This window comes from Oryzomicrobium terrae (assembly GCF_008274805.1).
Classification (GTDB): Bacteria; Pseudomonadota; Gammaproteobacteria; order Burkholderiales; family Rhodocyclaceae; genus Oryzomicrobium; species Oryzomicrobium terrae.
Genome location: NZ_CP022579.1, coordinates 589,025 through 602,075 on the forward strand (window position 1 = coordinate 589,025; position 13,051 = coordinate 602,075).

11 protein-coding genes and 1 pseudogene are annotated in these 13,051 nt (G+C 63.8%); 5 read left to right on the forward strand and 7 right to left on the reverse strand.

The window, feature by feature from the left end; genetic code table 11:
* Positions 1-93 precede the first annotated feature (93 nt).
* From OTERR_RS02720 to OTERR_RS02740, 5 genes are all read right to left on the reverse strand, one after another.
* A complete protein-coding gene (locus OTERR_RS02720) occupies positions 94-957 on the reverse strand; it encodes a prepilin peptidase (protein WP_149424782.1) in 864 nt (287 codons plus the stop codon).
* A gap of 5 nt (positions 958-962) precedes the next feature.
* Positions 963-2,189, reverse strand: a complete 1,227-nt coding sequence (locus tag OTERR_RS02725; RefSeq protein ID WP_149424783.1) for a type II secretion system F family protein — start codon at positions 2,187-2,189, stop codon at positions 963-965.
* Positions 2,190-2,209: 20 nt separating this feature from the next.
* A complete protein-coding gene (pilB, locus tag OTERR_RS02730; protein ID WP_149424784.1) occupies positions 2,210-3,934 on the reverse strand; it encodes a type IV-A pilus assembly ATPase PilB in 1,725 nt (574 codons plus the stop codon).
* A gap of 200 nt (positions 3,935-4,134) precedes the next feature.
* Positions 4,135-5,400 (reverse strand): HlyC/CorC family transporter, encoded by a 1,266-nt coding sequence (locus OTERR_RS02735; RefSeq protein ID WP_149424785.1) that lies wholly within the window; start codon positions 5,398-5,400, stop codon positions 4,135-4,137.
* A 24-nt stretch (positions 5,401-5,424) separates the two neighbouring features.
* On the reverse strand, positions 5,425-6,276 hold the full coding sequence (locus OTERR_RS02740; protein ID WP_246154290.1) for a cytochrome C assembly family protein: 852 nt from the start codon (positions 6,274-6,276) through the stop codon (positions 5,425-5,427).
* Between the two features lie 147 nt (positions 6,277-6,423).
* On the opposite strand from OTERR_RS02740, the gene ffh reads away from it, so the two are divergent.
* On the forward strand, positions 6,424-7,785 hold the full coding sequence (ffh, locus tag OTERR_RS02745) for a signal recognition particle protein (RefSeq protein ID WP_054620047.1): 1,362 nt from the start codon (positions 6,424-6,426) through the stop codon (positions 7,783-7,785).
* A 240-nt stretch (positions 7,786-8,025) separates the two neighbouring features.
* On the opposite strand, the pseudogene OTERR_RS02750 reads toward ffh, so the two are convergent.
* A pseudogene (locus OTERR_RS02750) lies at positions 8,026-8,679 on the reverse strand (lytic transglycosylase domain-containing protein); the annotation flags it as partial.
* Positions 8,680-8,690: 11 nt separating this feature from the next.
* On the reverse strand, positions 8,691-10,421 hold the full coding sequence (locus OTERR_RS02755; protein ID WP_149424788.1) for a proline--tRNA ligase: 1,731 nt from the start codon (positions 10,419-10,421) through the stop codon (positions 8,691-8,693).
* Between the two features lie 169 nt (positions 10,422-10,590).
* Between OTERR_RS02755 and OTERR_RS02760 the strand changes: the two genes are divergently transcribed.
* From OTERR_RS02760 to coq7, 4 genes are all read left to right on the forward strand, one after another.
* Complete coding sequence (locus tag OTERR_RS02760; RefSeq protein ID WP_054620045.1) at positions 10,591-11,085, forward strand: RNA pyrophosphohydrolase; 495 nt, start codon at positions 10,591-10,593, stop codon at positions 11,083-11,085.
* 95 nt (positions 11,086-11,180) lie between these two features.
* Positions 11,181-11,789, forward strand: coding sequence for a CBS domain-containing protein (locus OTERR_RS02765; RefSeq protein WP_054620044.1), 609 nt, complete (start codon positions 11,181-11,183; stop codon positions 11,787-11,789).
* A 7-nt stretch (positions 11,790-11,796) separates the two neighbouring features.
* Positions 11,797-12,363, forward strand: coding sequence for a CNP1-like family protein (locus OTERR_RS02770; RefSeq protein WP_246154292.1), 567 nt, complete (start codon positions 11,797-11,799; stop codon positions 12,361-12,363).
* Entirely contained in the window at positions 12,363-12,986 is a 624-nt protein-coding gene (gene coq7, locus OTERR_RS02775) for a 2-polyprenyl-3-methyl-6-methoxy-1,4-benzoquinone monooxygenase (protein ID WP_149424789.1), read from the forward strand. The genes OTERR_RS02770 and coq7 overlap by 1 nt, the downstream gene beginning before the upstream one ends.
* Positions 12,987-13,051 lie beyond the last annotated feature (65 nt).

A 13,051-nucleotide genomic window follows, 5' to 3' on the forward strand; every position in this document is an offset into this window, starting at 1 on the left:
GGGGATTATAGCTGAAGGCTCGACAAGCCTTCGGCCTGTCGAGCACAGCGGGTGAGATGAGGGCGCGACACCCCTTTTCAAGGGGGCGTGTCGCTACAGAACCAGGGCCAGGTAGTGGTTGGTGAGTGCTTTTCCTGCGTACAGGGCGATCAATCCGGCGGCTGCCAGATAGGGGCCGAACGGAATCGGGACGCTGCGCCCACGCCCGGCGCCCAGGATCAGGGCAATGCCGACGACGGCTCCCACCAGCGACGACAGCAGGATGACCAAGGGCAGCATCTGCCAGCCCATCCAGGCTCCCAGGGCGGCGAGCAGCTTGAAGTCGCCGTAGCCCATGCCTTCCTTGCCCGTCAGCAGCTTGAACAACCAATACACGCTCCAGAGGGACAGATAGCCGGCCATGGCGCCGATGACGGCCGAGGGCAGGTCGGCAAACACGGGAAAGAGGGCGAGGGCGAGTCCCAGCCAGAGCAACGGCAGCGTGATGGAGTCCGGAAGCAGCTGGGTGTCCAGGTCGATTCCAGCCAGGGCGATGAGGGCCCAAGTAAATACGATGGCGCCGGCGGCCATGGCGGTAAAGCCAAAATGCCAGGCAGCCAGACCGGTGAGCAGGCCGGTCAAGGCCTCCACCAGGGGGTAGCGCATCGAAATGGGGGCGGCGCAGGCCGAGCATTTGCCGCGCAACAGCAGCCAGCTGATTATGGGAATGTTTTCCCAGGCGTGGATGCCATGCCCGCAAGACGGGCAGCGGGAACGGGGGCTGGACAGGGTGAGGGAGGGCTGCTCGGGGGCGGTTTCGCCGCGCAGCTCGGCACATTGCACCTGCCAGTCCCGTTCCATCATCAGGGGCAGGCGGTGGATGACGACATTGAGGAAACTGCCGACGAGCAGGCCGAGAACGGTGGCGAATGCGATCCAGGCAGTTGGGGCGTGGGTAAAGAAGGTTGCGATGTCCATGGGGCTTAAACCACCGAGCCCAATTTGAAGATGGGGAGGTACATGGCAACCACCATGCCGCCGATCAGGCCGCCGAGAATCACCATGATCATCGGTTCCATCAGGCTGGACAGCGCTTCCACGGCGTCATCCACTTCCTGCTCGAAGAAGTCGGCGATCTTGCCGAGCATCGAGTCCAGGGCGCCGGATTCTTCACCAATGGCCACCATTTGAATGGCCATGTTGGGGAACAGGTTGGTGTTCTGCATGGAAGAGGTGAGGCTGGTACCGGTGCTGACTTCGTTCTGGATCTGCTTGGTGGCAATCTTGTAAACGTAGTTCCCGGCCGCACCGCCGACCGAGTCGAGGGATTCGACGAGGGGAACGCCGGCGGCAAACATGGTGGATAGGGTGCGGGTCCAGCGCGCGATGACTGATTTACGCACGATGCTGCCAAAAATGGGCAGGCGTAGCATGAAACGGTCCATTACCATTTGCACCTTCTCCGAGCGCTTCCATGCGGCAAAAAATGCGTATATGCCCCCACCGATCAAACCGAATATCGCGTACCAATACTCGACGAAGAAGTCGGAGATGGCCATGACCATAAGTGTTGGGGCTGGTAGGTCGGCGCCAAAGCTCTTGAATACTTCCTTGAAAGCCGGAATAACGAAAATCATGATCACGGCGGTGATCACGAAAGCGACCACGATTACGGCGATCGGGTAAAACAGGGCGGACTTGATCTTGCTCTTGATAGCCAAGATCTTTTCCTTGTAGGTCGCCAAGCGATCGAGCAAGGTTTCCAGGATGCCGGCCTGCTCGCCGGCGGCGATCAGGTTGCAGAACAGCTGATCGAAATACAGCGGGTATTTGCGAAAAGCCTGGGACAGGGAACTGCCGGTTTCCACGTCGGCCTTGATGTCGAGCAGTAACTTGGCCACGGCCGGATTGGAGTGACCCCGGCCGACGATATCGAAGGACTGGAGCAGCGGCACGCCAGATTTCATCATCGTCGCCAGCTGCCGGGTGAACAGGGTGATGTCCTTGTCGGTGACCTTGCCACCCCGTTTGAAGCGTTGTTTGGTGATTTTCGTCACCAGAATGGCTTGCCGTCGCAGCGAGGCGTTGACCACGGTTTCGCTGGGGGCGCGCATTTCCCCGCGGACGATCTTGCCTTCCTTGTTTTTGCCTTCCCACAGGAAAACGCTTTCCTTCAGTTGGGTGGCGGGTTTGCGCGGGGGGCTGGCCATGGTCGATCCTCTGCGGGGATTTAGGCGTTGGTAGTGGACAGGACTTCATCCAGGGACGTGACGCCCTGCTTGGCCTTGAGCAGGCCGGACTGGCGTAGGTCGCGGACCCCGTCCTTCTGAGCCTGGGCGGCGATGTCCAGGGAGTTGCCGTCGGCCATGATAATGCGTTGAATTTCCTCGGATACCGGCATCACCTGGTAGATGCCGACCCGTCCCTTGTAGCCGCTACCCTTGCAGCGGTCGCAACCGCCCGGGCCGTAGAGCGTCCATTCCCCGCGCAGGTAGGCGCTAACCTCGTCGTCGCTGTAGCCAGCATCGCGCAGGGTTTGCTCGGGCACGTCCAGCGGCTTCTTGCAGTTGCACAGGCGGCGCGCCAGTCGCTGGGCGGTGATGAGGATCACCGAGGAGGCGATATTGAACAGGGGGACGCCCATGTTGCGCAGGCGTTCCAGCGTCTGGGGGGCGTCGTTAGTGTGCAGGGTCGAGAGCACCATGTGGCCGGTCTGGGCGGCCTTGATAGCGATCTCGGCGGTTTCCAGGTCGCGCACTTCGCCCACCATGATCACGTCCGGATCCTGGCGGAGGAAGGATTTCAGCGCCGCGGCAAACGTCAGGCCGGCCTTGTCGTCCACGTTGACCTGGTTGATCCCCGCCAGGTTGATTTCCGCCGGGTCCTCCGCGGTGGAAATATTCACGCCGGGCTCGTTGAGGATGTTGAGGCAGGTGTATAGCGATACCGTTTTCCCCGAGCCGGTGGGGCCGGTCACCAGCACCATGCCGTAGGGACGCTGCACGGCATCGAGCAGTTGCGCCTTCTGGTCAGGCTCGTAGCCGAGGGCCTCGATGCCCAGGGTGGCAGAGGTCGGGTCGAGAATACGCAGAACGATCTTTTCGCCGTGAATGGTCGGCAGGGTGCTGACCCGGAAGTCGATGGCGCGGCTCTTCGACAGCACCAGTTTCATCCGGCCATCCTGGGGGATACGCTTTTCGGCGATGTTGAGCCGGGAGATGACCTTGATCCGGGAAGCGATTTTTTCCTTGATAGCCAGGGGTGGCGTGGATACCTCGCGCAGGATGCCGTCTACCCGGAAACGGATGCGGTAATACTTTTCATAGGGCTCGAAATGGATGTCCGAGGCCCCGTCGTTGATCGCGTCGAGGAGGATTTTTTGGATGAATTTGACGACTGGAGCGTCGTCCACATCGGTGGCGGCAGCTTCTTCGTTTGCTGCCGTTGCCTCCTCGTCGGAAAACTCCAGGTTGATGTCGTCACCAACCAGGTTTTTCAGGGTTTCCGATGCGGATTCGGAGAATTCGGTGACCAGCGGCTTGATTGCCGCCTCTTCCACTACCACCGGGTCCACCGTCAGCCCGGTCTGGAAGCGGATTTCATCCAGGGCGCGCAGGTTGGTCGGATCGGCGATGGCAATGGTGATGCGGTTGCCCCGCTTGTTGAGCGGTATGACCTGGTGAGCCGAGATCAACTTGCGGTCGATGGCATCCCGGGGAATGTGGGCCGTATCGTAGGCCCGCAGGTCGAGCAGGGGATAGCCGAAGGTGTCGGCCGCGAACTGGGCGACTTCCAGGGGGGCGAGTTTATTGCTCGCAACCACTTGTTCGATGAACGAGGTCTTGCTCGTGGCCGCCTGGCCGGCCAACGTTTCCGCCTCGGCTTCCTGCAACTTGCCGGCCTGGACGAGGGCGCGGGCTAGCCCGCTGAAGGTGACCTGCAGATTGGCGGCCATGGTCCGTTTGTCAGGAGTGCAGTGAATGGGACGGGTTAAGGGCCATCAGGGCCGTCGTCATCTGGGAGGTGGCCCGAAGGCGCGGAAGGTATGCGGAAAACATGGTTAGCCTTGGATGATGCCCGCCAAGGGCTTCTTTGTAAAGGCGAGAAGCCCCTCGGGGTGGGGGTTTCCAGCGGTTTTCCTGTTTGAGCATGGCATCATTGTGGCGGTTTGAACAGCCGTACGGTCTTGATGCTGCGATCCTGGGTGTGAATGACCTCGATGGGAACGCCGGCGATCTTCAGCCCGACCCCGCTTTCGGGAATGTCCTGAAGGTGCTCGACGATCAGGCCGTTGAGGGTTTTCGGGCCATTCAAGGGGAAGGCCAGTCCCAGTTTGCGGTTGAGTTCACGCAGGCTGCGGCCGCCGTCCACCAGAACTGATCCGTGATCGTTCCAGGCCAGGCGATTCCCGCCGGCAGGTGACGAGGTGGTGAATTCGCCGACGATTTCCTCAATGATGTCGTCGAGGGTCAGCAGTCCATCGATTTCGCCGTACTCATCCACCACCAGGCCCAGTCGCTGGCGATTTTCCTGAAAGAACTGCAACTGGGCGAAGGCCGGGGTGCCGGCCGGGATGAAATAAGGCGACACCAGGCTTTCTTCCAGGGCCTCCGCGGTTAATTGGCCGCGCTGCAACAGGCCGACGACCCGCTTGATGTGCAGGATGCCCACGGTACGGTGGATGTCGCCACGGTACACCGGCAAGCGCGTGTGGTAGCTGGTGGCGATCTGTTCGGTGATCTCCTCCCAGGGGGCCTCCAGGTCGATGGCTTCGATCGACGTGCGTGGTGTCATCACATCGTCTACCGTGATTCGCTCCAGATCGAAGAGATTGACCAGGATGCTTTGATGCTTGCCCGGCAGCAGGTGGCGGGCGCCCAGCACCAGGGAGCGCAGTTCTTCCCGGGACAAGGGGCTGGCTTCGTAGTGACGGGGCTTTAGGCGCAGTAGGGTGAGCAGGCCGTTGGCAAAGAGATTGACGAACCCCACCACGGGGCGGGTCAGCTGCATCACCGGGGTCAGCAACAGGGCAAGGGTCGGGGCGACCCGATCGGCGTAGGCGGCACCGACAATCTTGGGCGACACCTCGGAAATTACCAGGATGCAGAAGGTCACCGCCAGGGTGCCCAGGCCCAGGGCCCACTTGTCGTCGCCCACCAGGGAGATCGTAATGACCGATACCAGGGTGGCGGCGGCGGCATTGACCAGGTTGTTGCCGAGCAGAATGGCGCCGAGCATGCGGTCGGTCTGGGCCAGCAAGCCCAGGACACGGCGGGCGCCTTTGTCGCCGGCTTCGGCCCGGTGGCGCAGCCGGTAGCGGTTGGCGGCCATCAGGGCCGTTTCGGTCATCGAGAAGAAGCCCGAAATGAGCAATAGCACGACCAGAATGCCGAGCAGCGCCAGGAGAGGAATGTCGTCCATTAGCGCGGGCGGAAGGGGGTGGCGTTACACCGCACGGTGCAGAATGACTTCGGCGACGAAGCGACTTCCCACGTAGGCCAGCAGCAGCAAGGCAAAGCCGGCCAGGGTCCAGCGCAAGGCCACCTTGCCGCGCCAGCCGCGGGCCCAGCGGCCGAGCAGCAACCCGGCGAAGATGATCCAGGAGGCAATGGCAAAGACCGTTTTGTGATCGAAGGTCAGGGGGCGGCCAAACACCGTTTCGGAAAAGAGCACGCCGGTGACCAGGGCGGCGGTGAGCAGGACGAAGCCGGCGCCGATCATGCGGAACAGCATGCTTTCCATGGTCATCAGCGGTGGCAGGGAAGCCAGTGCTGGCGACAGATCCTTGCGGTGCAGCTGGCGCTCGGCTACCCCCATGAAGATGGCGTGGAGCGCCGCCAGGGTGAACAGGCTGTAGGCCGCCATGGCCGCGAGGAAATGCAGTTCGAACCCGGCGGAGCCGGCGCGCTGCAACGGGTGAGCCTCGGGAAACAGCACCGGCGCCAGGGCGCACAGCGCGGCAATGAAGAGCAGTAGCGGCTGGCCGCCCAGGCGGGTGCGGAAGCTCTCCAGCCAGTACATCAGCACCGCCATCCAGAGCATCAGGGACAGGGACAGGGCGAAGGAGAACTGCATCGGCCCGCCGCTACCCGGTGTGCCATACAGCCCGACGTAGAGGCCCGCGCCCTGGCTGAGCAGGCCCAGGGGCAGGACGGCGACTAGCCAGCGCGGCGCCGGCTCGGCGGGGGCCAGAGTGTTGCGCCCCAGGGGGCGGCTGCGATAGGCGCGCCAATAGTGCTGCCCGAGCAGGGCATACAGGACGGCGGCAAGCAAATGAGCGATGAGTTGGAAAGCCACGGATCGAAGAGGGGAGGGTGCTCTTGCAGTAAAATGGCGGAATTCGTGTAGTCCGCTCAGTTTACACCAACGGGCTGCCAAGGCTCCCATCGGCTCCGCTCCTGGCGTTGTCCTGGGCCTCACCTTCTTTTTTCAGGGTCTGCCCCGATGCTCGACAACCTCACCCAGCGCCTTGCGCGCGTCATGAAAACCCTCAAGGGCGAGGCGCGCCTCACCGAGTCCAACATTGCCGACGCCTTGCGCGAGGTGCGCATGGCTCTGCTCGAGGCCGACGTAGCCCTGCCGGTGGTCAAGGACTTCATCGCCGCGGTCAAGGAAAAGGCGGTGGGCGAAGAGGTGATCGGCTCCCTCTCCCCGGGCCAAGCGCTGGTCGGCGTGGTGCATCGGGAAATGACCAAGCTGATGGGCGAGGCCCACCAGGGTCTCAACCTGGCGGCTCAGCCGCCGGCCATTGTGCTCATGGCCGGCCTGCAGGGTGCCGGTAAGACCACTACCACTGGCAAACTGGCCAAGCTGCTCAAGGAAACCCAGAAAAAGAAGGTGCTGGTGGTGTCCTGCGACGTCTATCGTCCCGCCGCCATCGAGCAGTTGAAGACCGTGGCCGCCCAGGCCGGGGTCGAATTCTTCCCCTCGTCGCCCTCCGACAAGCCCGAGGCCATCGCGGCGGCGGCAGTGGACTACGCCAAGCGCCACTACTTCGACGTGCTGCTGGTGGATACCGCCGGTCGCCTGGCCATCGACGCCGAGATGATGGACGAGATCAAGCGTCTGCACGCGGCACTCAATCCGGTGGAGACCCTGTTCGTGGTGGACGCCATGCTCGGCCAGGATGCGGTCAATACCGCCCGGGCCTTCGGCGAGGCCCTGCCGCTCACTGGCGTGATCCTGACTAAGCTCGATGGCGACGCTCGGGGCGGTGCCGCCCTGTCGGTGCGCCACGTCACCGGCAAGCCGATCAAGTTTGCCGGCGTGGGCGAAAAGCTGTCCGGCCTGGAAGCCTTCCACCCCGAGCGGATGGCCTCCCGGGTGCTGGGCATGGGCGACATCCTGTCCCTGGTGGAAGAGGCGCGCAAAAGCGTGGACGAGGAGCAGGCCAAGGCCTTCGCCCAGAAGCTCAAGTCCGGCAAGGGCTTTGATCTCAACGACTTCAAGGACCAGATCGGTCAGATGCGCAAGATGGGGGGCATGAGTGCCTTCATGGACAAGCTGCCGGCCCAGTTCGCCCAGGCTGCCAGCCAGCTGGGCGGCGGCGCCGAGGAAAAAATGATCCGCCGCGTCGAAGGCATCATCAATTCCATGACCCCCCTGGAGCGCTCCAAGCCCGAGCTGATCAAGGCCAGCCGCAAGCGGCGCATTGCCGCTGGTGCAGGGGTCCAGGTCCAGGAGGTGAATCGCCTGCTCAACCAGTTCGAACAGACCCAGAAGGTGATGAAGCAGTTCTCCAAGGGCGGCATCGCCAAGCTGATGCGCGGCATGAAGGGCCTGAAGGGGATGATGCCGGGAATGTGATCCGGCAGCCCTACCCCGAGCGGGAGGGGGCTCAAGCTCTAGAGCTGGCGCGGCGCTCCGAGGTGCATCCTCGGAGCGCCGCGTCGTTTATGGGTTGCGTGCCAGGGGGGCTGGCGATTGGCTCTGGGCCTGGCGTCCCGGGGTGCCAGGCGGCACCGGATGGAGCGTCGGGGTGGCCGGTGCCACAGGAGCGGCCGGATTGGCCGGTGCGTTGGCGGGCGGTGACGGGCGGGGCGGTGGCGGGGCGTAATCCCAGTGACCGTGCCAACTCGCCCGTACCAGGTTCGGGTACTCGGGCTTGCCCAGGCTGCCGTTGTAGCGGCCCAGGGCCCGGTACAGGTCGCCGTTCTCGATGTCCAGGTAGTGGCGCAGGATGGTGCAGCCGTAGCGCAGGTTGGTGCGCATCTCGAACAGATTGTCGTCCGGTCGGCCGAGCAGCTTCACCCAGAATGGCATCACCTGCATGTAGCCCCGGGCCCCGGCGGAGGATACGGCGTACTTGCGGAAGCCCGATTCGACCTGCATCAGGCCGAGCACCAGTTGGGGGTCGAGGCCGGCCCGGGTGGCTTCGTAATGGACGCTGCGCAGCAGGTCGAGGCGGTATTCCCGGTCGGGGATGCGGCGGGCCAGGCGCTGCGACATGGCTTCCAGCCAGTCGGCCGCCTCCCGGTAGGAGCGGAACGAGCTGGTGGGCGGCCGGGCATCGGCCACCGACTTGGAGAGGGCCGCCTGGACACTGGCCGAGAGCGGTTCGTACTTCTGTGCTCCGGCCCAGGCGGGGGCTGAGCCAAAAGCGGCAAGGGCCAGGGCGATGCCTGGGAAGCCAAGCAGGGCGCGGAGTTTGCGGTGGGACCTTTGAAACCCCGCGTCCCTATTGGCTTTCCGGGCAGGCATCGTGGAGCGCCTTATTTGGCGAGGCTTTCCAGCAGGTGGGCGACGATGGTGTCCCGCGCCACCATGGTGGCGACCTCGTCGCGGCGGCCCTTGTACTCCACCTGGCCGGCGGCCAGACCCTTCTCGCCGATCACCACCCGGTGCGGAATGCCGATCAGTTCCATGTCGGCGAACATCGAGCCGGGGCGCTCGTTGCGGTCGTCGAGCAGCACATCGATGCCGGCGTTCTGCAACTCCTCGTAGAGGGCGTTGGCGGCGTCGCGAATGTCCTCGGACTTGTGGTAGCCCATGGGCACGATGGCGACGGTAAACGGGGCGATGGCGGCGGGGAAGATGATCCCCTTGTCGTCGTAGTTCTGCTCGATGGCGGCGCCGACGATGCGCGACACGCCGATACCGTAGCAGCCCATCTCCATCACCTGTTCCCGGCCGTTGTCGTCGAGGAACTTGCAGTTGAGCGCTTCGGCGTACTTGGTGCGCAGCTGGAAGATGTGGCCCACCTCGATGCCGCGGCAGATGCCGAGCACGCCCTTGCCGTCCGGGCTGGGGTCGCCGGCCACCACGTTGCGCAGGTCGGCCACCTCGGTCGGTTCGGCCAGGTCGCGGCCGAAGTTGACCCCGGTGAGGTGGAAGCCCGCCTCGTTGGCGCCGCAGACGAAGTCGGCCATGGCGGCCACGGTGCGGTCGGCGATCACCCGCACCTTGCCGGCATCCACGCCCACCGGGCCGATGTAGCCGGGCTGGCAGCCCAGGTATTGTTCGACTTCGGCGTCGCTGGCGAAGCGGAAGTCGGTCAGGCCGGCGAGCTTGCTGGCCTTGATCTCGTTCAGCTCGTGGTCGCCACGCACCAGCAGCAGGGCGAAGTGTGGCTTGCCCTCGTCGTCTTCGCTGACCACGGCGATGGCTTTCACCACCCGGGTCAGGTCGGTCTTGAGGAAGGCGGCCACGTCGGCACAGGCGGTCTGGCCCGGGGTGGCCACCTTGGCCAGGGCCTGGCCGGCGGCCGGGCGGGGCGTGGAGGGGGCCAGGGCTTCGGCCAGTTCCACGTTGGCGGCGTAGTCGGAATCCGGGCAGTAGGCGATGTCGTCCTCGCCGGAGTCGGCCAGTACGTGGAACTCATGGGAGCCGGTGCCGCCGATGGAGCCGGTGTCGGCGGCCACGGCGCGGAATTGCAGGCCCAGGCGGGTGAAAATGCGCGAATAGGTGTCGTACATCACCTGGTACTCGCGCTTCAGATCGTCGAAGCTGGCGTGGAAGGAGTAGCCGTCCTTCATCAGGAATTCACGGCCGCGCATCACGCCGAAGCGGGGGCGGATCTCGTCGCGGAACTTGCTCTGTACCTGATACAGGTGGATCGGCAGCTGGCGGTAGCTCTTCACCTCGCGGCGCACCACGTCGGTGATCACTTCCTCGTGGGTCGGGCCGATGACGAAATCGCGCTGGTGGCGGTCCTTGAAGCGCAGCAGTTCGGGGCCGTACTTCTCCCAGCGACCCGATTCCTGCCACAGCTCGGCCGGCTGCACCGCCGGCATGAGCAGTTCCAGGGCGCCGGAACGGTTCATTTCCTCGCGCACGATGGCCTCGACCTTGCGCAGGGTGCGCAGCCCCAGGGGCATCCAGGTGTAGATGCCGGCGGCGGCCCGCTTGATCAGGCCGGCGCGCAGCATCAGCTTCTGGCTGACGACTTCGGCGTCGGACGGAGCTTCCTTGAGGGTGGACAGGAAAAACTGGGAGGAGCGCATGAAAAAATCCGGTTGGGGCAAAAAACGCCATTTTACTTGACAAGAACGGAGCCGGGGATGTTCCGGGAAAGCCTTGAAAAATCGGCGAAAAGCCCGACAGGGGCGGCTTTCCAAGCGATGGGAAATATGGAAGAATGTCCCTCAACTCAATAGATTTTGCAGGTTTTCTATGCTCGATCGCGAAGGCTATCGCCCGAACGTCGGCATCATCCTCTGTAACGCAAAAAACGAGGTTTTTTGGGGCAAACGCATTCGAGAGCACGCCTGGCAGTTCCCCCAGGGAGGAATCAAGCGGGGCGAGACACCGGAGCAGGCCATGTACCGGGAGCTGCACGAGGAGGTGGGGTTGACCGCCGAGCACGTGCGTATCCTCGGTCGCACCAAGGACTGGTTGCGTTACGATGTGCCGACCCATTGGATCAAACGCGAGTGGCGCGGGTCTTACAAGGGTCAGAAGCAGATCTGGTATCTGCTGCGGTTGGTGGGGCGCGATTCGGACGTTTGTCTGCGCGCGTCTGACCACCCGGAGTTCGATGCTTGGCGCTGGAACGAGTACTGGGTGCCGCTCGACGCGGTGATCGAGTTCAAGCGCGAGGTCTACCGGCTGGCGTTAGTAGAACTGGAGCGCTTCCTCGAGGTCGACCGGACGGTGCGCCGCTCCTGAGCGGTGCTGGGTGTCCGGCGGGTAAGGGGCGCGGCAGTAGGTGTAGGTTGTTGCGTGGTTTTGCAGTCGTCCCAACGTTGTTTATGGAGGGTGTCATGGCTGAACAAAAACAGTACAAACCGCTACCCGTCTCCTCCCTTGCCGGTGGCGCCGGTCTTCATCAGCCGACGATGTTTTCGCCCCAGCTGGTGCAGGTTTCTTCCCCGGCCATCGAAGTGATGACCGATCTCAAGCTGGTGCCCGTGGCCAGCATCGATGCCGAAACCCATATCGACGTGGCGAACCAGGCCATGATCGCCCGCGGGGTGCGCTCCCTGCTGGTGGTCGACCACGCCGGCGAGGTCGTCGGTCTGCTCACCGCCCGGGATGTGCTCGGTGAGCGCCCCATGCAGTGCGTGCAGAAGCGCGGTATCCGCCATGAAGAAATCCGGGTGCGCGACGTGATGACGCCCCAGAGTGATCTGGAGGTGCTGTTGCTCGCCGACGTGCTGCGCGCCCAAGTCGGTCATGTCGTCGAAACCCTGCGGGTCGCCGGCCGCCAGCACGCCATGGTGGTCGATCTCGATCCCCTCAGCGGGCGCCAGATGGTGCGCGGCATCTTCTCCGCATCCCAGATCGCCCGGCAGCTCGGCATTGCGCTGCACACCACCGAGGTGGCCCGCACCTTCGCCGAAATCGAGGCGGTCATCCATCAATCCGTGTGAGGTAGGTTTGTCGCATAACGTTTTCACCACCGGCGGGCTGCAGCTCGCCCGGACGGCGGCGGGGGCTCTCGCCGCCGTCTTGGTTTTCGCCGCGCCGGCCCATGCCGCCGGTAGCGACTGGGAAGAGGAAGAGCAAAAGCCTTGGGAGGAAATCGAGGCGCAGTTGCCGCCTCTACCTCAGGAGGCGAATCTGCGGGAGTTCTATGTGGACCCACGGTCCACCAACCGTTATTACGTCGATGCGGCTTCCATCTCGGTAGGGCAAGATGGGGTGGTGCGTTATTCCCTGGTGATCATCTCGGCTTCCGGAGCTCGTAACATCAGCTACGAGGGATTGCGCTGCGAAACGTCGGAGCGTCGTTTCTACGCGTTTGGTAATAGCAGTGGCACCTGGAGCAAGGCGCGTAGCACCGCCTGGAAGCGGATCAATGACAGCGGGGTGAACCGGCAGCAAGCTGTATTGGCCGAGGAGTACTTCTGTCCGCTGCGTCATCCTGTGCAGACGCCGGATGAGGCTCGGGACGCCCTGCGCCGCGGAGGTCATCCTAATGCTCGCAGCACGAAAGGCCCTTGATGTTCTCTGACCGTTTCATCGCCGAATTCGACAAGGCCCTGCGTACCGTCTTTGCGCCGGCGACCACCTGGCGGGCAATGCCCGGCACCGACCTGCCCGAGGCAGAACTGAGCCCCGAAGAGCGCCGTCGTGTGATCGGCCTGATGCGCGTCAACCACTGTGGCGAGGTCTGTGCCCAGGCGTTGTACCAGGGGCAGGCACTCACCTCCCGGGACCCCTCCATCCGTCAGGCCCTGGAACAGGCTGGCCGGGAGGAGACCGAACACCTGGCCTGGACCGAACGGCGCATGGCCGAGTTGGGGGGGCGCAAGAGTCTGCTCAATCCGCTCTGGTACGCCGGTTCCCTGACCCTGGGGGTGGTGGCGGGCAAGCTTGGGGATGCCTGGAATTTGGGCTTTCTGGCCGAAACCGAGCGCCAGGTTGGCGCCCACCTGGATAGCCACCTGGGTAAGCTGCCGGTTCAGGACAGCCGTTCCCGGGCGATCGTCGAGCAGATGAAAACCGACGAGGCCTCCCACGCCGATACCGCGGTGCACCTTGGTGCCCGCGAGTTGCCTGCGCCGGTCAAGGGGGCGATGCGCCTCATGTCCAAGGTCATGACCGGCACGGCGTACCACGTCTGATGCGCGGCTGGCTGAACGTAGCTAACCACCCATGTAAAAAGGCCGCCCGAGGGCGGCCTTTTTAC

What these genes read in the sequence shown, in the direction of transcription:
- coq7 (WP_149424789.1), top strand. Translation starts at nt 12,363, where the DNA reads ATGTTCTCTGACCGTTTCATCGCCGAATTCGACAAGGCCCTGCGTACC.
- OTERR_RS02720 (WP_149424782.1), bottom strand. Translation starts at nt 957, where the DNA reads ATGGACATCGCAACCTTCTTTACCCACGCCCCAACTGCCTGGATCGCA.
- OTERR_RS02725 (WP_149424783.1), bottom strand. Translation starts at nt 2,189, where the DNA reads ATGGCCAGCCCCCCGCGCAAACCCGCCACCCAACTGAAGGAAAGCGTT.
- OTERR_RS02760 (WP_054620045.1), top strand. Translation starts at nt 10,591, where the DNA reads ATGCTCGATCGCGAAGGCTATCGCCCGAACGTCGGCATCATCCTCTGT.
- OTERR_RS02735 (WP_149424785.1), bottom strand. Translation starts at nt 5,400, where the DNA reads ATGGACGACATTCCTCTCCTGGCGCTGCTCGGCATTCTGGTCGTGCTA.
- OTERR_RS02755 (WP_149424788.1), bottom strand. Translation starts at nt 10,421, where the DNA reads ATGCGCTCCTCCCAGTTTTTCCTGTCCACCCTCAAGGAAGCTCCGTCC.
- pilB (WP_149424784.1), bottom strand. Translation starts at nt 3,934, where the DNA reads ATGGCCGCCAATCTGCAGGTCACCTTCAGCGGGCTAGCCCGCGCCCTC.
- OTERR_RS02765 (WP_054620044.1), top strand. Translation starts at nt 11,181, where the DNA reads ATGGCTGAACAAAAACAGTACAAACCGCTACCCGTCTCCTCCCTTGCC.
- ffh (WP_054620047.1), top strand. Translation starts at nt 6,424, where the DNA reads ATGCTCGACAACCTCACCCAGCGCCTTGCGCGCGTCATGAAAACCCTC.